Below are 20,253 nucleotides of genomic sequence, written 5' to 3' on the forward strand. Positions count from 1 at the left end.
GCGCCGCGGGTCTGGCTGTGCAATGCCTGCCAGATTCGCGGCGCTCTCCCATTTCGTCCACTTTCGCCCTTTCTGGGCGGCGGGCCCGTGGTTAGCATCACGCTGCCACCCTCACCGGAGAGGACCCCCGCCATGCACAGACGCATTCTCGGCGCGCTCGCCGCGGCCGCCGCCGGCGCCGCCGCCCTGACCGCCGGCGCCTCCACCGCCTCCGCCGCCGTCCCGGCCGCCGCCTCCGCTCCCGCACCGTCCGCCCAGGTCAAGGCCGTCGACTTCACCGGGATCGTCGCGCTGAGCAACTGCTCCGGCTCGCTCGTGCGCACCCCGACCGCCGCCGACAGCGACCCGGCGCTCGTGCTCACCAACGGCCACTGCTACGAGGGCGGCATGCCCGGCGCCGGCCAGGTCATCACGAACCGGGCGTCCAGCCGCACGTTCAGCCTGCTCAACTCCAGCGGCTCGGGCACGCTCGGCACGCTGCGCGCCAACAGGGTGCTGTACGCCACCATGACCGACACCGACGTGACCCTGTACCGGCTCAGCCAGAGCTACGCGACCATCCAGCAGACCTACCGGACGCCGGCGCTCCAGCTCTCGCTCACCCACCCCACCGCGGGCGCCGACGTGCGCGTGGTCTCCGGCTACTGGCGCAGGATCTACTCCTGCAACATCGACGGCTTCGCCTACCGCGTCCGGGAAGGGGACTGGACGTGGAAGGACTCGATCCGCTACACCCCCGCGTGCAACGTCATCGGCGGCACGTCGGGCTCCCCGCTCGTCGACGCCTCGACCGGCAAGGTGGTCGGCGCGAACAACACCATCAACGAGGACGGCGGCCGCTGCACGCTGAACAACCCGTGCGAGGTCGACCAGTCCGGCACCATCACGGTTCACCCGAACATCGGCTACGCCCAGCAGACCTACACCCTGGCAGCCTGCATCGCCCCCGGCAGCGTGATCGACTTCAACCGCCCGGGCTGCCTCGTCCCGCGCGCGAGCAGTTGACCCCCGGCCGCGCCGGCGCGGCCCTCTAGACCGAACGCGGACCCTCCCCTGGACGGGGCGGCACACCCCTCGCGCCGCCCCGTCCGGCCGTGTCCGGGCGAGTGACCCAACTAACCACCGGTTGTAGTACTACAGCTCGTAGTATTTCTGACAGGATGAAGTACTACAGCTTGTAGTAGATGAGCCGGAGAGGCCTGCGCCCATGGACACCGTCGACATCGCCCGGTGGCAGTTCGGGATCACCACCGTCTACCACTTCCTCTTCGTCCCGCTCACGATCGGTCTCTCCGCGCTGGTCGCGGTGCTCCAGACCGCCTGGCTGCGGACGGGGAGGACGGCGTACCTGCGCGCCACCAAGTTCTGGGGCAAGCTCTTCCTGATCAACTTCGCGATGGGGATCGTCACCGGCATCGTGCAGGAGTTCCAGTTCGGCATGAACTGGAGTGACTACTCCCGGTTCGTCGGTGACGTCTTCGGGGCGCCGCTCGCCATCGAGGGCCTCCTCGCCTTCTTCGTCGAGTCGACCTTCCTCGGCCTGTGGATCTTCGGCTGGGACCGGCTGCCGAAACGGCTGCACCTCGGCTGCATCTGGCTCGTGCACATCGGGACCCTGCTGTCGGCGTACTTCATCCTCGCCGCGAACTCCTGGATGCAGCACCCCGTCGGCTACCGGATCGACCACGAGTCCGGACGGGCCGTCCTCACCGACTTCTGGGCCGTCTTGACCAACTCCACGCAGCTCGTCGCGTTCCCGCACACCATGACGGCGGCGTTCGCCACCGGCGGCATGTTCATGGCCGGCGTCAGCGCCTGGCACCTCGCCCGCCGCAAGAACGTCGAGGTCTTCCGGCCGTCGCTGAAGCTCGCGCTCGTCGTCACCGCCATCGCGTCCATCGGCGTCGCGATCACCGGCGACCTCCAGGGCAAGGTCATGACCGAGCAGCAGCCGATGAAGATGGCCGCCGCCGAGGCGCTCTACGAGACCGAGCGGCCCGCCTCCTTCTCGATCTTCACCGTCGGGACGCTGAACGGCGAGAAGGAGGTCTTCGGCCTCAAGGTGCCGCGCCTGCTGTCGTTCCTCGCCACCGGCACCCTCGACGGCGAGGTCAAGGGGATCAACGACGTCCAGGCCGCCGAGCAGGAGCGCTACGGGGCCGGCGACTACCGGCCGATGATCCCCGTCATCTACTGGAACTTCCGGGTCATGTCCGGCGCCGGGATCGCCATGGCGCTGGTCTCGGTGGCCGGGCTGTGGCTGCTGCGCCGCGGCAGGCTCCCCTCCAACCCCTGGGTGTACCGGATCGGCGTCCTGTCGCTGACCCTGCCCTTCATCGGCAACTCCGCCGGATGGATCTTCACCGAGATGGGGCGGCAGCCCTGGTCGGTGTTCGGCGTGCTGAAGACCTCGTCCAGCGTCTCGCCCGGGGTGTCGGCCTCGTCGATGCTGATCTCGGTCGCGTCGCTGACCGCGCTCTACGGCGTCCTCCTGGTCATCGAGACGGGGCTGATGCTCAGATACGCCAAGGCCGGGCCGCCGTCGGAGGACGAGGTGCTGCCGCCGCCGTCCGACGGCCCCGACTCCGACTCCGACTCCGAGCGCTCGCTCGCGTTCGCCTACTGAGGGCCGGTCATGGAACTCACCACCGCCTGGTTCGTCATCATCGCCTTCCTGTGGACGAGCTACTTCTTCCTGGAGGGCTTCGACTTCGGCGTCGGGATGCTGCTGCCCGTGCTCGGCCGCGACGACGTCGAGCGCCGCGTCGTCATCAACACCATCGGCCCCGTCTGGGACGGCAACGAGGTGTGGTTCATCGTCGCCGGCGCCGCCACCTTCGCCGCGTTCCCCGAGTGGTACGCCACCCTGTTCAGCGGCTTCTACCTGCCGCTCCTCGCGATCCTGCTCGCACTGATCATCCGCGGCGTCGCGTTCGAGTACCGCGGCAAGCGCGACGACGCCCGCTGGCGGGCCCGCTGGGACAGGTGCATCTTCTGGGGCAGCCTCGTGCCCGCGTTCGTGTGGGGCGTCGCGTTCGCGAACATGGTGCGCGGCGTGCCGCTCGACGCCGACCACGAGTTCGCCGGCTCCCTCGGCGACCTGCTCAACCCGTACGCGCTGCTCGGCGGGCTCACCACCGTGACGCTGTTCCTCCTGCACGGCGCGGTGTTCCTCGCGCTCAAGACGTCCGGGGGCATCCGGGCGCGGGCCCGCCGGATCGCCGGCCTCGCCGCGGTCGCCGCGATCGTCACCGGAGGCGGCTTCCTGCTGATCACCCAGCTCCAGTACGGCAAGCCCGTCACCTGGCTCACCGTCGCGGGCGCCGCCGCCGGGCTGCTCGCCGCCGCGGCGGCCAACCGGCGCGGCCGCGAGGGCTGGGCGTTCGTCGGGACCGGCGCCGCCATCGTGCTCGCCGTCGCCACCCTGTTCCTGTCGCTGTTCCCGGACGTCCTGCCGTCCACCCTCGGCACCGGCGGCCTGACCACCGCGAACGCCGCCTCGTCCGCCTACACGTTGAAGATCATGACGTGGGTGGCGGCCGTGTTCACCCCGATCGTGATGATCTACCAGGGCTGGACGTACTGGGTCTTCCGCAAGCGGATCGGCACGTCCCACATCCCCGTGAAGAAGCCTCACGCGAAGAAGCCGGTCGCATGAAGCCCCTCGACCCCCGGCTGCTGCGCCACGCCCGCACCACGCGCCCGTTCCTCGCGGCGTCCGTGCTGCTCGGCGCCGCCACCGCCGGACTGATCATCGCGCAGGCGACCCTCCTCGCCGGCATGCTCACCCGCGCCTTCCTGCACGGCGTCTCCCTCGGCGACCTGCGCACCCCGCTCCTGCTGCTCCTCGCCGTCGTCCTCGGCCGGACGCTCGTCGCGTGGCTCCAGGAGGTCGCCGCGCACCGCTCGTCCGCCGCGGTGAAGTCGCAGCTGCGCGGCCGGCTGCTCGCCCGCGCCCTGGCCCTCGGGCCGCGCTGGCTGTCCGGGGAGCGCAGCGGCGAGCTCGCCACCCTCGCCACCCGCGGGATCGACGCGCTGGACGACTACTTCTCCCGCTACCTGCCGCAGCTCGTCCTGGCGGTGATCGTCCCGGTGGCGGTCGGCGCGCGGATCCTGCTCGGCGACTGGCTCTCCGCCGTGACGATCGCCGCGACGCTGCCGCTCATCCCCGTCTTCGCGATCCTGGTCGGGCTCACCACCCAGCGCAGGATGGACCGGCAGTGGCGGTCGCTCTCCCTGCTGTCCGCCCACTTCCTGGACGTCGTCGCCGGGCTGCCCACGCTGAAGATCTTCGGCCGGGCCCGCGCGCAGGCGGACCGGATCCGCGAGATCACCGGCCGGCACCGGCGCGCGACCATGTCCACCCTGCGGATCGCGTTCCTGTCCGCCCTCGTCCTCGAAGTGCTGTCCACCCTGTCCGTCGCGCTGGTCGCCGTGTCGATCGGGCTCCGGCTCGTGGAGGGCGGTCTCGGCCTGGAGACCGCGCTGCTCGTCCTCATCCTGGCCCCGGAGGCCTACCTGCCCCTCCGCCAGGTCGGCGCGCAGTACCACGCGAGCGTCGAGGGCCTCACCGCCGCCGCGCGGATCTTCGAGGTCCTCGAGACGCCGCTGCCGCCCGCCGGGACGCGGCGGGACGTCCCCGACCCCGACCGCGCCACGCTCCGCCTGGACGGCGTGACGGTGACGTACCCCGGCCGCGACGTCCCCGCCCTCGACGACTTCTCGCTGACCGTCCACCCGGGCGAGACGGTCGCGCTGGTCGGCCCGAGCGGCGCGGGCAAGTCGACCGTGCTCGCCGTGCTGCTCGGCTTCGTCCGCCCGGACTCGGGCCGCGTCCTGGTCGACTGGGACGACCTCGCCGACCTGGCCCCGGACGCCTGGCGCGAGCGGATCGCCTGGGTCCCCCAGCACCCGCACCTGTTCGCCGGCACCGTCGCCGCGAACATCCGCCTCGGCCGCCCGGACGCGTCCGACGCCGAGGTCCGCGAGGCCGCCCGCGCCGCGAACGCCCTCGGGTTCGTCGACGCCCTCCCCTCGGGCTTCGACACCCCCCTGGGCGACCGCGGCGCGGGCCTGTCCGCGGGCCAGCGCCAGCGCATCGCCCTGGCCCGCGCCTTCCTCCGCGACGCCCCGCTCCTCCTCCTGGACGAGCCGACCTCCCACCTGGACGCCGAGAGCGAGGCCGCCGTGCTCGACGCCGTCCAGCGGCTGGCGGAGTCCCGCACGGTGATCCTCGTGGCCCACCGCCCGGCGCTGGCCGCGATGGCCGACCGCACCGTCCCCGTCGTCCCGGCGCTGGTGACGGCATGACCCGCCGCCCGCGCCCCGCGCGGATCGCCGGGACGGATGATTCACGTGAAACCTCCGCGTCCTCGTGGGGCGCGGCGGAGGCTTCGGCCGACGAGGCGGGGGTGAGGGCATGATCTTCCGGCTTCTCCGGTTCGCGCGTCCGGCGCGGGGACGGCTCGCGCTGGCGGTGCTGTTCGGGGTGCTGGCGCTCGGCAGCGGGGTCGGGCTGATGGCGACGTCGGCGTGGCTGATCTCGCGGGCGGCGCAGCATCCGCCGGTGCTCATGCTGATGGTCGCGATCGTGGCGGTCCGCGCGTTCGGCCTGGGGCGGGGCGTGTTCCGATACGTCGAGCGCCTCGTGGGCCACGACGCGACGTTCCGGATCCTCGCCGACCTGCGGGCCCGGGTGTACGAGCGGCTGGAGCGGCTCGCGCCCGCCGGGCTCCCCGCCTTCCGCGGCGGCGACCTCCTGAACCGGCTGGTCGCGGACGTCGACGCCGTCCAGGACCTCTTCCTGCGGGTCCTGCTGCCCTGCACCGTCGCCGCGGTCGTCGGCGGCGCCTCCGTCGGGCTCGCCTGGCTGCTGCTTCCCTCGGCTGGCGTCGTCCTCCTGCTGGCCCTGGTGCTCGCCGGGGTCGCCGCCCCCTGGCTGTCGGGCGCCGTCTCCCGCCGCGCCGAACGCCGCACGACCGACCTGCGCGGCGAGCTCACCTCGCACGTCGTCGACACCCTTCAGGGCGCGCCGGAACTCATCGCGTACGGCGCCGCCCCCGAGCAGCTCGCCAAGGCCGCGCAGCTCGATCGCGACTTCACGCGTGCCACGGCCCGTTCCGCGACCACCGCGGGACTCGGCGCCGCGATCTCCGCACTCGCCGGCGGTCTGGCCGTCTGGGGCAGTCTCGCCGTCGGCGTACCGGCCGTCCGCTCGGGAGCGCTCGACGGCGTCCTCCTCGCGGTCGTCGTCCTCCTCCCGCTGGCCGCGTTCGAGGTCGTCGCCGGGCTGCCCCTGGCCGCGCAGTACCTGGAGCGGGTCCGCCGTTCGGCCGCGCGCGTCTTCGCCGTCCTGGACAGCCCGCCCCCTGTCCAGGAGCCGGACGCTCCGGCTCCCCTGCCCGCAGCGCCCTACACGCTCTCGGTCGAGAACCTCCGAGCCCGGTGGACGCCCACCGCGCCCTACGCCCTCGACGGCGTCTCCCTGGAACTCGCGCCCGGCCGCCGCTGCGCGATCGTCGGCCCGAGCGGATCGGGCAAGACCACCCTGACGGCCGTGCTGCTCCGCTTCCTGGAATCCGCGGGCGGCCGGACGTCCCTCAACGGCGTCGACCTGCGCGCGCTCTCCGGCGACGACGTCCGCCGGGTCATCGGCCTCTGCGCCCAGGACGCCCACCTGTTCGACTCGACGATCGGCGAGAACGTCCGCCTGGCCCGCCCGTCCGCCACCGACGAGGAGATCCGCGACGCGCTGCGCCGCGCCCGGCTCCTCGACTGGGTCGACTCCCTCCCGGACGGCCTCGCCACCCGCGTCGGCGAGCACGGCGCCCGGGTCTCCGGCGGCCAGCGCCAGCGCATCGCCCTGGCCCGCGCCCTCCTCGCCGACTTCCCGATCCTGCTGCTCGACGAGCCCGCCGAGCACCTCGACCTCGCGACGGCCGACGAGCTGACCGCCGACCTCCTCACCGCCACCGAGGGCCGGACGACGCTCCTGGTCACCCACCGCCTCGCCGGCCTGGACGCCGTCGACGAGATCATCGTCCTGGACGGGGGCCGCGTCATCGACCGGGGCGCCCACACCGACCTCATGAACCGCCCCGGCCCCTACCGCGCCCTCTGGCAACGCGAGCAGGCCGCCGCGCCGGCTCCCCAGCTCACCTAGACCATCCGCCTACCTGTTTCTGGGGTCTTCTGGGAACACTTCCCGATCCGTCCGCATCACACGGGGTACAGGATCCGTTCGACGGAACGGGGGTTCCCCAGATGAAGATCTTGCGCATCACCCTCCGGATCGCCATGGTGCTCCTCGCCCTGGCCACCACGATCGGCGCCCTGAACGCCGCCCGAGCCGACACTCCCCTCTGGCCCCGGCCCGCCAGTTCCCAGCCGTGAGGCGCCTGCAGGCGGCTGGTGCCCGGTCACCGATGAGTTCGGCCGGCACGCCGAGTCCTACAGCACAACGAAACTCGGCAGCATCGGCAGAGGGAGAGCGTTACCCATGGCCCAAGTGATCTGCGACATGTCCGTCTCGCTCGACGGGTACGTCACCGGCCCGAACGACAGCCGCGAGAACCCGTTCGGCGACGGCGCCGGGATGCTGCACAAGTGGATGTCCGACCAGGCGACCGACGACGACCGGGCCATCCTGGAGAAGGTCGTCGCAGACTGGGGTGCGGTGGTGATGGGCCGCAAGTCCTTCGAGAAGAACGAGGGGGAGGGCGGCTGGGGCGAGGGCGGTCCGATGGGCGACCTCCCGTGCTTCGTGGTCACGCACCAGGCACCGACCAGGTCGTACCCGCCGGTGTTCACCTTCGTCACCGACGGGGTGGCCGGCGCGATCGAGCAGGCCAAGAAGGCGGCCGGCGACAAGGTCGTCGGACTGCACGGCGCGACCGTCATGCAGCAGGCGCTCCCGCTCGGCCTGGTCGACGAGATCCGCGTGCACGTGGTCCCGGTCCTGGTCGGCGGCGGTACGCCGTTGTTCGGCACGCTCGATTCCTCGATCACCCTCGAACGCACCCAGGTGACGGAGACCCCAGCCGCGACCCACCTCTCCTACCGCGTCATCCGCTGACCGAGCCTCGCGCCCCGGTCGGCCGCCTTGTCGATCAGTTCGACGCCGCGCCGGAAACCCTGGGGTCGAACGGCACGGCGGCTGCTTCATGGCTGCGACGGGGCGGTGGACGGCGTCTTCGTCAGGCGGGCCGCGGCGGCGAGGAGCATGCGCTCGGCGCCCGGCCGGGCGATCAGTTGCAGCCCGGCGGGCAGTCCGTCGACGAGGCCGGCGGGCAGGCTGACGGCGGGAAGTCCGAGCACGCTCCAGGGGCTGGTGTACGCCAGGAGCGCCGCGCGGACGTCGACCGGCGCTCCGTTCAGCGCCAGTGTCCGAGCGCCCAGCGGCGGAGCGACGACCGGAACGGTGGGCATCGCGAGGAACTCGAAGCGTCCGAAGAGGGCCGTCACCGCCCTGCGGACCCGTTCCCGCAGCTCGCGGGCCGTGGCCGTGTCCTCGGCGGTGACCCGCCCGGCGGCGTGGAGGCGCGCCAGCACCTCCGGGTCGTAGAGGTCCGGCGCGGCGGCCATCCGTGAGGCGTGGAGCCGGTGGACCTCGCCGCCCTGGATCGCGGTGTAGGCCCAGCGCATCCGCGCGATGTCGGGGACGGCGACGTCCCGCACGGGCAGTGGCTCCAGCGCGGCGCGGGCCGCGGCGGACACGCGCGGGTCGACCGGGTGGAGCGCGTCCGGCGCCACCCAGCCGACGCGGGCGCCGGAGACGTCTGGGACCAGATCCTCCCGTCCGGCCAGAACGTTCCACAGCAGCAGGCAGTCATCGGCGGTCCGCGCCATCGGGCCCACCGTGTCCAGGGAGGACGAGACCGGGAAGACGCCGTCGGACGGCACGGCGCCCAGGGTGGGCTTGAGCCCGACGATCCCGCAGCACGCGGCGGGGATGCGCACGGAGCCGCCGGTGTCGGTGCCCACCGCGAGCGGCACGATCCCGGCGGCCACGGCCGCGGCCGACCCGCTGCTGGACCCGCCGGCGAGCCGCCCGTCCCCATAGGGGTTGCGGGTCGGCCCGTTCAGCGAGCGGTCGCCGGTCGGCCCGAAGGCGAACTCGTGGGTCGCTGCCTTCCCGACGATGATCGCGCCGGCGTCGCGCAACCGGCGCACGCACTCGGCGTCGTGCTCGGGCACCCGGTCCGCGTGGTGGCGGGAGCCCCTCGTGGTGCGCAGCCCGGCGGTGTCGACGACGTCCTTGACCGCGACGGGGACGCCGTGCAGGGGACCGCGGTCGAGGCCCGCGGCCAGTTCCCGTCCGGCGCGCTCCGCCGCCGCGCGCGCCCCCGGCCCGTCCACGGTGACGAACGCGTTGAGCGCTCCGAGGCGTGACGCCTCGGCCAGTGACCGCTCTACCAGATCGCCCGGGGACGTCCTCCCGTCTCGGAGCGCCCTGCCCAATCCCGCGACCGTCCGCCGGGAGAACCAGCCCGCCTCCGGCGGCAGGCCGATCACGCCGACCGTCCCGCATCGACCCGTCGCGTCACGGCTCCGCCTCTTTCCCACTCGGTCGGGGGTTTCTGCTGACCCAAACGATTGGGTCAAACGTTTGGGTTGTATAAAAGACACCGGACGGTGGCCCTGTCAAGGGCACGGCGACAGGGGGCGGACGGGGTGGCCCGCAACGACCGGCAGCGGCCCGCGACGCTGCGGACCGTCGCGCAGGCGGCGGGCGTCGACGTCTCCACCGTCTCCCGGGTGCTCAACGGCTCCCCCGAGGACGCCCAGCGCGCCGCGTCCCGCGAGACCGCCGAGGAGATCCGGCGCTGGGCCGCCCGGCTGGACTACCGCCCCAACCCGCACGCCACCAGCCTGCGCACCCAGCGCAGCAACCTCGTCGGCGTCCTGGTCCCCCGGCTGTCCGACCTGGTGCTCGCCACGATCTACGAGGGCATCGAGGACGCCGCCGCCCGGCACGGCCTCACCACCTTCGTCATGAACAGCCACGACCGGCCCGAGCAGCAGCGGGCGCGCACCGAGCTGGCGCTGTCCCGGCACGTCGACGGCCTGGTCTTCGGCGACGCGCACACCGACGCCGCCTTCCTCGACGAGATCGCCGCGCGGCGCGTCCCGTTCGTCCTGGTCAGCCGGCACGCCGGCGGGCACCCGTCCGTCACCTGCGACGACCGCCTCGGCGGACGCCTGGTCGCCGACCACCTGCTCGCCCTCGGCCACCGGCGGGTCGGCGTCATCGCGGGCGAGCCCTTCGCCAGCACCGGCGCCGACCGCACCGCCGGGTTCGTCGACCGCTACCGGGAGGCGGGCCACCCCGTGCCCGGCTCCCACATCGTCCACTCCGGCTTCGACGCCGCCGGGGGCCGGGCCGCCGCCGAACGCCTCCTGCGCCACGACCCCCGGCCCACGGCCCTCTTCGCCGTCAACGACTTCGCGGCCATCGGCGCGCTCGGCGTCCTGCGCGACCAGGGCCTGCGTCCCGGCGAGGACGTCGCCGTCGCCGGCTACAACGACACCCCCCTCGCGGCGGAGCTGCCCATCCCGCTCACCAGCGTCCGCTCGCCCATGCACGAGACGGGCGAGCGGGCCCTCGACCTGCTCGTCGATCTGCTCGCCGGACGGACGCCCCCGTCCGAGCGGCTGCCTCCCGACCTCATCGTCCGGGCCTCCACCGCCAAGGAGTTCTGACCCAGGGGCTGCTGAAAGCCGCAAAAAGCCACTGGCCGGACAGAGGGAAGGCCCGTGCCACTCGCCCCGCCGCACAGTCGACCGCAGGGAGTTCTTCGCCGCGGCCGCTCTTCGACCCGTTCAGCTCGTCAACTGAAGGCGGCGCGCCCCCGGACCAACGGCAGGAAGACCTCTTCCACGATCTCGACGAGGACGCCGTCCGGCACGGCCGGGACGCCCCGCGCCATGTACTCGTTGCGCAGCAGCGCGACCGGCGTGGACGCGACCCGAGGATGCAGCGCCTCGGCCGCGGCCTCACCACGGGCCACCGCCCGTCCGAGCACCGTCAGCCACGCCGCCTCGTAGGCGCCGCCACCGCCGTCCCGCAACTCGGCGAGGACCTCCGGCGCGCTCCCGGCCGCCGCGATCAGCCCGCGCAGGATCTCCCCGTACGGCGACGACCAGGTGCTGTTCGCGCGGCGCAGCAGGTCGAGAGCGTCGTCCCGCAGCGAACCGGTGTCCGGGACCGTGACCTCGGCGTCCGCCAGCCGGCGGTACGCGGCGACGCCGAGCGCGACGCGATTCGGCCACCGCCGGTAGATCGCGTTCTTGTTCGTGCCGGCCCGCCGCGCCACCTCGTCCATGGTCAGGCCGCCGGCACCGGACTCCCGCAGCACCTCGGCCGCCGCCCGCAGGATCGCCTCCTCCAGCGCGGCCCCCCGCCGCCGCGACCCACCGCCCTCAGCCATGCAGCCCCTTCACCGCCATAGGGTACGAAGCGTACTTCAATTCCCTTCCTCCAGCGGAGAAACACCACAATTTAGGGTACGTTGCGTACCTTAATCTCGACGCGAAGGAACGACCATGCGCGCTCTCGGCATCAACTTCGACACGGGCTTCACCAGCGCGGGGACCACCACCCGCGAGCCCTTCGACCCGGCCACCGTCCGCCGCGAGATGGCCATCATCCGCGACGACCTGCACTGCGACGCCGTCCGGATCACCGGCGGAGACCGCGACCGCCTGGAGACGGCCGCGCGCCTCGCCGCCGACGCCGGGCTCGAAGTCTGGTACTGCCCGTTCACCAACGACCTCAGCCAGGACGAACTGCTCGACTTCCTGACCGACAGCGCCGCCCGCGCGGAGAGGCTGCGCCGCACCGGCGCCGAGGTGGTCTTCCTCACCGGCTCGGAGATCTCCATCTGCACCGCCGGCTTCCTCCCCGGCGACACCCTCCAGGAAAGAGCCGCCGTCCTCTCCGACCCGCAGCGGCTCCGCGCCGCGCTGGCCACCCTGCCCACCGCGATCAACGCCTTCCTCGGCAAGGCCGTCGCGGCCGTGCGGGCCGAGTTCGGCGGCCGCGTCGGCTACGCCTCGCTGCCCTTCGAGGGCGTCGACTGGACACCGTTCGACGTGGTCGCCACCGACGCCGGCTACCGCGACGCGCAGAACGCCGACCAGCTCCCGGCCGGGCTGCGGGCCCTGACCGCCCACGGCAGGCCCGCGGCAGTCACCGAGTTCGGCTGCGCCGCCTACCGCGGCGCCGCCGCCATCGCGAGCCGGGGCGACGAGGTCATCGAATGGAACGACCGGGCCCGCCCCGCCCGCTTCACCCGCCCCGTCGTCCGCGACGAGCAGGAGCAGGCCGACTACCTGCGCGAACTCCTCGGCATCTTCGAGAACTCGGGGATCGACGCGGCCTTCGTCTACACCTTCGCCCGCTACGACCTGCCTCACGCCGGCACCGACGCCCTCGACTTCGACAGGGCGTCCTTCGGCATCGTCAAGGTCCTCCCGGACAAGGGCACCACCTACCCGGACATGCCCTGGGAGCCCAAGGCGGCCTTCCACGCCCTGGCTGAATACGGTCGCAACCGCTCGCGACCGGCATAGGACCTCGCCGGGGGCCGCCCAGCATCATTCCCCGCGCCGCTTCGCCGCGATGGCGAGCACCTCGGCATGCGCCTTCTGGTGGATCCATTCCAGCTTGGTGACCATGCCCCGCCGCTGATTGACGGAAAGGAACCTACGCGTCGTGTACTGGTCGATCTGACGCATCGCACGCTTGCGCACACCGTCCAAGAGCCGCTGGACGTCCGCCAGCCGAGCCTCGGAAACCGCCTCGTCCGAACCGGCGAACGCCTCGAGCACCTCCCGGTACTCCCGTTTGGCCTCAGCCAGATTCATCCGCACCCGCCCACGGAAGAGCAACCCCAAGCGCCAGCAACCAAGCCACTGGCGACCAGCACGTGGCTCATCGCATTACATATTCACGCTCTCTTGCAAGAGGAATGTTACGAGTTCGGGCCGTCCACTTCATGCGAGAACGAGGAATCGAACCCGAACAGATTTCGGCTCGCCCAAGGACTTGCCCATATGCCCTGAATCCACACTGTCCTCTATTAGCCCGGTTCATCCCGGTGCTGCCTCGGTGTCTCGGGGCTAAAACCAGAGAACAAGGTGGTAGATATAGATGGACAACACGCGCACCGGCTCTCCGCTCATGGGAGTGCCTCTGTTAATTGTTACGGGGTGGTCGACGGTCGTTCCCATGCCCACGGGAACGCCTCCGATCATCCGGGCGTGCGACCAGCCCGGCCACAAGCAGGTCACGTGCATGTTCTGCCAGGTGTCGTACTGCTCGGTGTGTGACGGTCACAGCTGCTAGTTCCAGCCCTTCCTGGCCCACGTCCGGGCCAGGCCGGTTGAGCGGTTGACCGACAAGCCGGTCCCTCCGCCCCCCGCGGAGGGACCGGTCCCATCAACGGCCGGAAGCCGGCGACGCCCGGGACGGGCACGCCCCGGTGCCCACGTGGACGACGAGACGGTTATGGGACGAGCCTGGCGGTGAAGCCCGCCTCGACCAGACGACGGTAGGCCGCTTCGACTTCTGCCGGCATGTCTTGCGGGGTGGCGAATCCTCGGTCCGGGTAGACCATGACGCGCTGCGTGTCACCCACCAGCATGTCGACGACACGCTTCACGTCACCGATGCTCGCGATGTACTCGTCCAGCGGGAGCGGTCGCGACGCACAGACGATCTCAAGTTCCGGCCACAGCTTCTCGGCGGTGGAGTACGCGCGGCGCTGCTGGTAGGGCCGCGAGATCAGCGTCGCTGAGCGGACTGCGAGCCCGCGGCCGGCGAGCAGCCTGCGGGTGAACTCGATGTTCTGGCCGGTATTGGTGGCTTCGGGTTCGACCAGGATCGCCTCAGCGAGCACGCCGAGCGCGACGGCGTGATCGCGGTAGTGGACGGCCTCACCTCGCGGGAACCGCTCGATCGTCGTCGGGGCGTTGGCCCCGGTGAAGACGATCCGAGGGAACATCCCCTCCAGGTAGAGCTCCGCCGCGAAGGTGGCGACACCGAGATCATGACTACCGAGCCCGATGCCGACGTCGGTAGGCCGAATCGCGTGATGCAGGTCGTGGTAGTCCCACAGGATTTCCACATCGGCGCGGTAGACGTCTGGCAGCACCGTCCCGGACACCGGCCTCCCCCCTCACCCTGCGCGGTGACCGGGCAGCCGAGGTCGACGCCGATCAGCCGCAGTGAACCTTCTTGCCGGTCAGGGTTCCACTGTGCGCGCCATCGGTGTTGATGAAGGCCCTGACGTACAGGCATCGATGGCGGGCGTACACGTAGAGGGGACCGGAGTACCAGTGGTTCCGCTTGCTGTACCCGTCGTATTTGCAGTTGCCGTACTTGGTACGGGCGGCGTTGTAGACGCAGAGCTTGAGCTTGATGCTGTAGAGCGACGTCGAGCCCTTGCGGACGGCCAGCGCGCAGTTATAGCCGTTGGAGGAGTTGTAGTAGACCTTGAGGTAGCCGCGGACCTTGGAGTTCACGTAAATCGAATGGGTGCTGCGCAGTGCGTACTTCGACCCGCACGAGGGGCCTGCCGCGTTCGCCGGCGCGGTGGACGCCAACACGGTCGTCAGCGTCAAAGTGGGAAGCATGACAGCGGCCAGGCGCAGCGCGCGCCCTCCAATTTTGATCACGCGGTGAACCCTACGGCGACCACGGGAGTTCCGCTAGATCTGTGCGGTACCACTTCCCCGGTGCGACCTGCAAAGCTTCCAACGTGTTCATTCCGCGGCCGACCGGGCACGCACCGCGACAGCGGCCTGCCGCGCTGCACAAGGCAGGCGTCAACCCGGCGGCTTCCAACGACGCGGGAGGCGTGCCACCGCTTGGATGCGATGGCCAGTGCCAACCGAGCAGCCATGGCCTTCTCCGACTGCTCTCGATAACGGTTCAGAGTTCGGCGATGCGCCGTCGCCACCATGGCCGGTCTTCCGGCGTGGACGGATCATGGAGCGTGCGGGCCCGATACTGCTCCGCGAGCGGCGTCACGATCGCCAGGACCTGGCGTCGGGAGGGTGGAGGAAGCACCGCGACGATCTCGTGCAGCGTGTCCAGCGCCTCCCGCGGATCATGACACGGGCACGTCGGATGTACCTCCGCCGTCAGCCTCCGGCCCGGTTGCCGGAGGAACCATTTCAGCGCCGTGAGCGCCGTGGTCATCGACTCGACGTCCGGACACCGCCCGGCCCGTGAGGCTTGCGTGATCTCCCGCAGAACCTTGACGGGCACTCCGTCAGGGACGCTTGGAGAGAGCTCGGCACGCCTGCCGTACTGCGTCGCACGCAATCGGCCCGGCGGTCGCCGACTCATTTGCGCCGTTGTTCGATGGACACCCCGGCATGGTGGCATCAGAGCGAACACGCCCACCACATCTTCGGGCCGGCAGCCTTCACACGCACGGCCTGTGCCCGTGGCACGACACACCCGTGCGCGTTCCGCGCCCCGCTGGACGGTAGATCCCGAATCGAGTCACGCGCACTGCGCGTGCCGCAAACCGGGAGTCATCCAATGACGCGAATCATGTCCGTCCGCAATGCTGCCCTCGTCCGCAGCGCTGTCATCTGTGCTGTCCTTGTCGTCATGGCGGACGCCGTCATCGCCGGCGTCTGCACCGCCATCATGAACAGCGGCGACCAGGACCGCATCTTCAGCCCCGTGGCCGCCGTCGCCCTTGTCGGCTGCGCTGTCGCGGGCGCCGGTCTCGTGGTCCTCGCGAACGGCGTCAGCAACCTGATCGAGGGTGCCGACTTCTTCGCACCCTATGCGCTCGGCTTCTGGGACGTCGTCGTCCCGGCGGTCGTCAACCTTTTCGTCGGGGGCATTGTCGGGGGTGTCTGCGGTTTCGCGTTCCTCGACCGCGTCCTCCCCGGCGACACCTTCTACAACCTCTACGTCGGCGGTCTGTTCGGCTTCGGTTGTGCCTGCTCCATGGCCATCGGCTCCATCGTGGCCTGGTCACGGCTCGACCGCTAAGCCGCGTGGCCGCCAGGCCACCTGCGAGGACCCGGCGGCACACCGCCGGGTCCTCGTGCTCGTTTCCCACCCCGACCATCGCCTGGTGCAGATCCGGACGGCTCGCGACGGGACCCCACCCCCCTTCCAGCTCAGCCCGCAAGCAACCCGCATGAACTGTTAATCGGCGTTGCCAAGGACGCCGCGGGCCTGGACACGAAACTCACTGACTGCCCGGTAGAGCCGCCGCTCCCGCGCTGAGGCGGTAGCGGAATGTTCCGCTCTCTCGCTGGTGTCTCCTGCGTGGGCGTCCTTCACCATGCGCTGCATGACCTCGGACAGGCCGCGGGACTCCTCGGCGATCCGGTCGGTTGCTTCGACGAGGGAGGGAGGGCCTTCGAGGACGACGACTTCTGCGGCGCGGTGGACATCACGGGCCCGGGCGATGAAGTGCCGCACTGTCCCGTCCAGTTCGGGCAGGTCGAGGGCCTCCGCCTGCAGCGCGTTGAGGATCGCGTCCATGGCGATATCGCGGTCATGGAGAGCACTGAGGTAGGCGGCATAGGCGTCGCGTCGATGCTGACGGCGCCACTGGACGTGTTGTGTTCGTGCTTGCGTCCGGCCGTTCACGACAGCCGCACCCAGAGTGGTGAGGGAGCCGACGGCAGCACCAAGGAGGGCGGCAAGTCCTGCGTCCATGGCCACATTGTGGCGTCGCGAACTTGAGCTCCGTGCCCCTCACGCCCTGTGCAGAGGCGAACTCCCAAGGCGAGCCGACGAACGCCAAGAAGACGAAGCAATCGGGCCCCCAACGGCCACGAAAGCGAAAGAAGTCTGGGGAACCACGGGGTTCCCGGCAACTCCCCGAAATCTCCAACGGTGCTCCACCACAGTCACGCCCTGGTGCTCGTCGCCGAACGGGTCAGTGCCGCATCAGGCGTCGTTGCCCTGTTGATGCGTACTCGCACAGCCACCAGCTAGCCTCCCTGCCGCGTGCTGCCGACGAGTGCTATTCCGTCGGCGCGCCGACCCGAAGCCGGTTGCCATCGAGGTCGCGCAACTCGATCTCACGCGCCCACGGAGCATCCTCCGCCTGCACACCGAACTCGGAGGCGATTGCCTCGACGTCGTGAACGCGAAGGTAGACCAACGTGTCGGGGCGGGCATCTCCCGTGTGCTCCGACAGGAACAACCGCACCCTGCCCCGAGCGACCTCGACGAAGGCGGGAAGTCCCGGCTCGAAGCGGTGTTCCCACTGCTTGGCGAAGCCCAGACGCTCGTACCAGGCAACCGCTGCCGCGGCATCCTCCACGCGAAGAATGGGAATGACTTCCTCGTCCATGGCGCCATCGTCGCAGACCGCCCGGGGCGAACATTGCCTGATGCGGCGCTGGAGGGACTTGGCGTTAGACGTCAGAGTGGCGGCGCGACCTTGCGGTGAGCGGTCGGGGCGGGGCCGGCGGGCGTGGCACGGCGCGGCCGTCCGGTGACCGGCACCCACGCCGCACGCTCCAGGCGGCCTGGCGCCGGGCCGCGCAGCGGCCTGAGCGCCGCCGCCCCTTGATCACGGCTGCTCGCGCGTCGGACGACGATGATGGTGAGGCCGGGGCACTGGTCTCGGTGCCTAATGGCACGCTAATCGCACGAACGCCCCCGCCCGTGGTCTGGGCGGGGGCGTTTTGGCTGGTGGAGCCTAGGGGATTCGAACCCCTGACACCCGGCTTGCAAAGCCGGTGCTCTACCAACTGAGCTAAGGCCCCTGGTCCTGTGTTACTTGACCTGCGGTGACGCTCGATGGCGTGACCGGTGACGATCGTACACCGTAGGCGGAGCGCAGGCTTTCGAGGCTGGGCGGGCGCTGAGGCCTCGACGAGGTTACTCGTCCTCGGCGGGGCGCGGGTCAGTCGGTGGGGCGATGCCGTGGATGCGTCGGCCAGGAGGGACGTCTCACTCCCCGTCCGCCCCCGTGTCGAGTGGTTCATGCCTTCGAGGGAATTGTCGTCACTCCTGGTAGAGGCCACGATCCTTTCCCATGGACACGAGACTCGGGATCTTGCTCCCCACCGACCGGGCCCGGTGGGATGACGCCCGCCAGCTGGTCGATTTCGCCGTCCGGGCCGAACGCCTCGGCTATGACTCGGTCTGGGCCAACGACACTCTGCTCGGTCCGCGGATCGAACCGCTTGCCATGCTCGCCGCCCTCTCATCGGCGACCGAACGCGTCACGCTGGGGACGGCCGCTCTCCTGCCCGCCTTCCGACGGCCGGTGGTGGCGGCTCAGACGCTGGCCTCCATCGACCATCTGTCCGCGGGACGCCTGATCGTCGCCGTGGGTGCGGGTTTCCCCGGCAGGTCGGAGATTGAGTACGCCGTGTCCGGAGTGCCGTGGGAGCGCCGTTTCGGACGGTTGGACGACACGGTGGCCCTGTGGCGGGCGTTGTGGTCGGGCGAGCGTGCGTTCCAGGGCAAGGTGCTGCACTTCGACGAGCTGCCTGAATCCACACCCTCCTACCGACCGGGCGGGCCGCCGATCTGGCTGGCCGGCGCGAGCCCCTCGGCGTTGGAGCGTGCCGGACGGCTCTACGACGGGTGGTTGCCCTACCCGCCCGATCCCGCCGACTACCGGGCGGGCCTCGCGACGGTGCGGTCGGCGGGCCGTCCTGAGGACGCGGTCACGCCGGCGTTGTTCGTCACCGTGCTGATCAGCGATGACACGGGCGTGGAACGGCAGCTCGACGCTTACTGCCGATCAACCTACGGCCTGCCGTACGAAACGGTGCGGACGATCCAGGCGATCGTCGCAGGTCCGGCCGAACATGTGGCCGCCACGTTGGCTCGGTACCTGGAGGCGGGCGCGGAGCACCTCGTCTTCCGCATCGCCGCGCCGTCCCTCGACGCCCAGCTCGACCAGGTGGAACGCATCGCCACGACCGTGCGCCCATTGCTGAGCTCGCGCTAGCCCTTTCGGCTGTCGAATGAACCGAACAGGCGCTGCGGTCGGGCGGTCGGGGCCAGTCGCGAAGCGCATCCGCGGTGGCCAACGAACGGGCGTCGGCTTCCGTTAGTCGCTCGGGCGGGTGCGTCCGTCGTTGGCTGTCGCATCTCGCTGCGAGATGCGACTCCCGGCTCGCCGTGGATCCCGCTGGATGCTGGAGGCCCTCGTCTGGCACGACCTCGGCGGCTCGGTTCCGCGCGTACCCGGCTATCCGTGGTCGGCGTTGGCCGGGGTGCGGAGGATGAGGTCCGGGAGGGCTGCGACGGAGGGGAGGACGTGGGTGGCGCCGGCAGCCAGGAGGCGGTCGTGGTCGTGGGCGCCGGTGAGGACGCCGGCGACGACGGACGCCCCGGAGCGGCGGCCGCAGAGCATGTCACCCGCCGTGTCACCGCAGACGGCGATGTGGCGGACGTCGTCCACGCCGAGGCGCAGGGCCGCGGTCAGGACGAGGTCGGGCCACGGCCGGCCGCGCGGGACGTCCTCGGGGCAGAGGGTCAGGTCGGCGCGGTCCCACCAGCCGAGGGCGTCGAGGACGCGGGCCTGCGTGCCGCGGCCGAAGCCGGTGAGCAGGCACACGCGGACACCGGCGCCGCGCAGCCGTGCGAGGGCGTCGTCGGCGCCGGGTACGGGTGTGAGGCCGCGCCGGTCGATGAGGTCGTGGTAGGACCGCTCGAACGCCAGATGCGCGGCCCGGGCGCGGGGTTCGTCGAAGAGCGAGCGGAAGATGCCGATCTTCGATCCGCCGCGCGCGTCGCGGAAGCGGGCGAGGGCACGGCCGTAGGACGCCGTGCCGGAGACGATCCCCAGGGTGGCGATCGCCTCGGCGAAGGCGCACTCGACGGTGTCGCCGTCCGCGACGGTGGTCCCGGCGAGATCGAGGCAGGCGACGGTGATCGGCTCTGCTTCGTTCACGCCGGGGCCTGTCGCCGGCGTATCAGCTGTCGGACGACGTGGCCTCGGTCCACAGGTCCAGCTCGGCGCGGTCCTGCTGGAGCTTGCGCCAGACGGCGAAGCCACCGAGGGCGACGACGGCGAGGACGAGAAGCTTCTTCACGGTGGGACCCCTTCACCTTCGACTATCAAGTCAGAAACCGGGGACGGCTGATCAGAGTCTGCCTCCCCCAGGCTCTCCGCAGCCTAGCAACCACGGCCGGGCGATCAGCACCGAAGGGCCCCTCCCCGGACGAGACATTCGAAAAAGCCTCGCATTTCCTGCTCTCGTCGGAACGCCGGAACGGCCGCATAATCCGGGTGGAGACCT

At 71.1% G+C, this 20,253-nt stretch carries 21 protein-coding genes and 1 tRNA gene; 11 read left to right on the top strand and 11 right to left on the bottom strand.

Features of this window, described 5'->3' with window-relative positions:
* Positions 1–132 precede the first annotated feature (132 nt).
* The 7 genes from AB0C87_RS04970 (at position 133) to AB0C87_RS05000 (ending at position 8,074) form a co-directional block, all read left to right on the top strand.
* A complete protein-coding gene (locus tag AB0C87_RS04970) occupies positions 133–1,005 on the top strand; it encodes a trypsin-like peptidase domain-containing protein (protein WP_353832168.1) in 873 nt (290 codons plus the stop codon).
* Between the two features lie 202 nt (positions 1,006–1,207).
* Positions 1,208–2,626: a cytochrome ubiquinol oxidase subunit I gene (locus AB0C87_RS04975; protein ID WP_360352736.1), complete on the top strand. Its 1,419-nt coding sequence runs from the start codon at positions 1,208–1,210 to the stop codon at positions 2,624–2,626.
* 9 nt (positions 2,627–2,635) lie between these two features.
* Entirely contained in the window at positions 2,636–3,658 is a 1,023-nt protein-coding gene (gene cydB, locus AB0C87_RS04980) for a cytochrome d ubiquinol oxidase subunit II (protein WP_345182860.1), read from the top strand.
* Positions 3,655–5,310, top strand: coding sequence for a thiol reductant ABC exporter subunit CydD (cydD, locus tag AB0C87_RS04985; protein ID WP_360576598.1), 1,656 nt, complete (start codon positions 3,655–3,657; stop codon positions 5,308–5,310). The genes cydB and cydD overlap by 4 nt, the downstream gene beginning before the upstream one ends.
* A 109-nt stretch (positions 5,311–5,419) precedes the next feature.
* A complete protein-coding gene (gene cydC / locus AB0C87_RS04990) occupies positions 5,420–7,162 on the top strand; it encodes a thiol reductant ABC exporter subunit CydC (RefSeq protein WP_360576599.1) in 1,743 nt (580 codons plus the stop codon).
* A 101-nt stretch (positions 7,163–7,263) separates the two neighbouring features.
* The gene (locus AB0C87_RS04995) at positions 7,264–7,392 is read left to right on the top strand and encodes a hypothetical protein (RefSeq protein WP_345182856.1); all 129 of its coding nucleotides are present in this window, start codon (positions 7,264–7,266) and stop codon (positions 7,390–7,392) included.
* A 106-nt stretch (positions 7,393–7,498) separates the two neighbouring features.
* Positions 7,499–8,074 carry a dihydrofolate reductase family protein gene (locus AB0C87_RS05000; RefSeq protein ID WP_353832171.1) on the top strand — a complete coding sequence of 192 codons (576 nt, stop codon included), beginning with the start codon at positions 7,499–7,501 and terminating at the stop codon, positions 8,072–8,074.
* An 86-nt stretch (positions 8,075–8,160) separates the two neighbouring features.
* On the opposite strand, the gene AB0C87_RS05005 is transcribed toward AB0C87_RS05000, so the two are convergent.
* Positions 8,161–9,513, bottom strand: a complete 1,353-nt coding sequence (locus AB0C87_RS05005; protein WP_360576600.1) for an amidase — start codon at positions 9,511–9,513, stop codon at positions 8,161–8,163.
* A gap of 159 nt (positions 9,514–9,672) precedes the next feature.
* On the opposite strand from AB0C87_RS05005, the gene AB0C87_RS05010 reads away from it, so the two are divergent.
* Positions 9,673–10,701 (top strand): LacI family DNA-binding transcriptional regulator, encoded by a 1,029-nt coding sequence (locus AB0C87_RS05010; protein ID WP_360576601.1) that lies wholly within the window; start codon positions 9,673–9,675, stop codon positions 10,699–10,701.
* Between the two features lie 128 nt (positions 10,702–10,829).
* On the opposite strand, the gene AB0C87_RS05015 is transcribed toward AB0C87_RS05010, so the two are convergent.
* Positions 10,830–11,429, bottom strand: coding sequence for a TetR/AcrR family transcriptional regulator C-terminal ligand-binding domain-containing protein (locus AB0C87_RS05015; RefSeq protein ID WP_353832173.1), 600 nt, complete (start codon positions 11,427–11,429; stop codon positions 10,830–10,832).
* Between the two features lie 115 nt (positions 11,430–11,544).
* On the opposite strand from AB0C87_RS05015, the gene AB0C87_RS05020 reads away from it, so the two are divergent.
* The gene (locus AB0C87_RS05020; protein ID WP_360576602.1) at positions 11,545–12,573 is read left to right on the top strand and encodes a hypothetical protein; all 1,029 of its coding nucleotides are present in this window, start codon (positions 11,545–11,547) and stop codon (positions 12,571–12,573) included.
* Positions 12,574–12,597: 24 nt separating this feature from the next.
* Here the strand turns inward: AB0C87_RS05020 and AB0C87_RS05025 are convergent, their stop codons facing one another.
* The 4 genes from AB0C87_RS05025 to AB0C87_RS05040 form a co-directional block, all read right to left on the bottom strand.
* Positions 12,598–12,873 carry a hypothetical protein gene (locus AB0C87_RS05025; protein WP_360576603.1) on the bottom strand — a complete coding sequence of 92 codons (276 nt, stop codon included), beginning with the start codon at positions 12,871–12,873 and terminating at the stop codon, positions 12,598–12,600.
* Positions 12,874–13,508: 635 nt separating this feature from the next.
* Positions 13,509–14,168, bottom strand: coding sequence for a YdcF family protein (locus tag AB0C87_RS05030; protein WP_360576604.1), 660 nt, complete (start codon positions 14,166–14,168; stop codon positions 13,509–13,511).
* 52 nt (positions 14,169–14,220) lie between these two features.
* Complete coding sequence (locus AB0C87_RS05035) at positions 14,221–14,679, bottom strand: hypothetical protein (RefSeq protein WP_360576605.1); 459 nt, start codon at positions 14,677–14,679, stop codon at positions 14,221–14,223.
* A gap of 256 nt (positions 14,680–14,935) precedes the next feature.
* The gene (locus AB0C87_RS05040) at positions 14,936–15,205 is read right to left on the bottom strand and encodes a hypothetical protein (protein ID WP_353832179.1); all 270 of its coding nucleotides are present in this window, start codon (positions 15,203–15,205) and stop codon (positions 14,936–14,938) included.
* A 348-nt stretch (positions 15,206–15,553) separates the two neighbouring features.
* Between AB0C87_RS05040 and AB0C87_RS05045 the strand changes: the two genes are divergently transcribed.
* Entirely contained in the window at positions 15,554–16,018 is a 465-nt protein-coding gene (locus tag AB0C87_RS05045) for a hypothetical protein (protein WP_360576606.1), read from the top strand.
* A gap of 159 nt (positions 16,019–16,177) precedes the next feature.
* On the opposite strand, the gene AB0C87_RS05050 is transcribed toward AB0C87_RS05045, so the two are convergent.
* The 3 genes from AB0C87_RS05050 to AB0C87_RS05060 form a co-directional block, all read right to left on the bottom strand.
* Positions 16,178–16,696: a hypothetical protein gene (locus tag AB0C87_RS05050; protein ID WP_360576607.1), complete on the bottom strand. Its 519-nt coding sequence runs from the start codon at positions 16,694–16,696 to the stop codon at positions 16,178–16,180.
* 310 nt (positions 16,697–17,006) lie between these two features.
* A complete protein-coding gene (locus AB0C87_RS05055; RefSeq protein WP_360576608.1) occupies positions 17,007–17,339 on the bottom strand; it encodes a glyoxalase superfamily protein in 333 nt (110 codons plus the stop codon).
* A gap of 342 nt (positions 17,340–17,681) precedes the next feature.
* Positions 17,682–17,757 (bottom strand) — tRNA-Ala (locus tag AB0C87_RS05060).
* Positions 17,758–18,029: 272 nt separating this feature from the next.
* Between AB0C87_RS05060 and AB0C87_RS05065 the strand changes: the two genes are divergently transcribed.
* Complete coding sequence (locus tag AB0C87_RS05065) at positions 18,030–18,956, top strand: LLM class flavin-dependent oxidoreductase (RefSeq protein ID WP_345182841.1); 927 nt, start codon at positions 18,030–18,032, stop codon at positions 18,954–18,956.
* A gap of 243 nt (positions 18,957–19,199) precedes the next feature.
* On the opposite strand, the gene AB0C87_RS05070 is transcribed toward AB0C87_RS05065, so the two are convergent.
* Both AB0C87_RS05070 and AB0C87_RS05075 read right to left on the bottom strand, forming a co-directional pair.
* A complete protein-coding gene (locus AB0C87_RS05070; RefSeq protein WP_345182839.1) occupies positions 19,200–19,904 on the bottom strand; it encodes an HAD-IA family hydrolase in 705 nt (234 codons plus the stop codon).
* 22 nt (positions 19,905–19,926) lie between these two features.
* Positions 19,927–20,046 (bottom strand): DLW-39 family protein, encoded by a 120-nt coding sequence (locus tag AB0C87_RS05075; RefSeq protein ID WP_345182838.1) that lies wholly within the window; start codon positions 20,044–20,046, stop codon positions 19,927–19,929.
* Between the last annotated feature and the right edge of the window lie 207 nt (positions 20,047–20,253).

This window comes from Actinomadura sp. NPDC048021 (genome assembly GCF_040653135.1).
Classification (GTDB): Bacteria; Actinomycetota; Actinomycetes; order Streptosporangiales; family Streptosporangiaceae; genus Spirillospora; species Spirillospora verrucosospora.

Bases quoted from the DNA above. Each gene is read 5' to 3' on its own strand.
- AB0C87_RS05055 (WP_360576608.1), bottom strand. From the start codon at position 17,339: ATGGACGAGGAAGTCATTCCCATTCTTCGCGTGGAGGATGCCGCGGCA.
- AB0C87_RS05050 (WP_360576607.1), bottom strand. From the start codon at position 16,696: ATGGACGCAGGACTTGCCGCCCTCCTTGGTGCTGCCGTCGGCTCCCTC.
- cydB (WP_345182860.1), top strand. From the start codon at position 2,636: ATGGAACTCACCACCGCCTGGTTCGTCATCATCGCCTTCCTGTGGACG.
- AB0C87_RS05015 (WP_353832173.1), bottom strand. From the start codon at position 11,429: ATGGCTGAGGGCGGTGGGTCGCGGCGGCGGGGGGCCGCGCTGGAGGAG.
- AB0C87_RS05000 (WP_353832171.1), top strand. From the start codon at position 7,499: ATGGCCCAAGTGATCTGCGACATGTCCGTCTCGCTCGACGGGTACGTC.
- AB0C87_RS04995 (WP_345182856.1), top strand. From the start codon at position 7,264: ATGAAGATCTTGCGCATCACCCTCCGGATCGCCATGGTGCTCCTCGCC.
- AB0C87_RS04975 (WP_360352736.1), top strand. From the start codon at position 1,208: ATGGACACCGTCGACATCGCCCGGTGGCAGTTCGGGATCACCACCGTC.
- AB0C87_RS05020 (WP_360576602.1), top strand. From the start codon at position 11,545: ATGCGCGCTCTCGGCATCAACTTCGACACGGGCTTCACCAGCGCGGGG.
- AB0C87_RS05045 (WP_360576606.1), top strand. From the start codon at position 15,554: ATGACGCGAATCATGTCCGTCCGCAATGCTGCCCTCGTCCGCAGCGCT.
- cydC (WP_360576599.1), top strand. From the start codon at position 5,420: ATGATCTTCCGGCTTCTCCGGTTCGCGCGTCCGGCGCGGGGACGGCTC.
- AB0C87_RS05040 (WP_353832179.1), bottom strand. From the start codon at position 15,205: ATGACCACGGCGCTCACGGCGCTGAAATGGTTCCTCCGGCAACCGGGC.
- AB0C87_RS05065 (WP_345182841.1), top strand. From the start codon at position 18,030: ATGGACACGAGACTCGGGATCTTGCTCCCCACCGACCGGGCCCGGTGG.
- cydD (WP_360576598.1), top strand. From the start codon at position 3,655: ATGAAGCCCCTCGACCCCCGGCTGCTGCGCCACGCCCGCACCACGCGC.
- AB0C87_RS04970 (WP_353832168.1), top strand. From the start codon at position 133: ATGCACAGACGCATTCTCGGCGCGCTCGCCGCGGCCGCCGCCGGCGCC.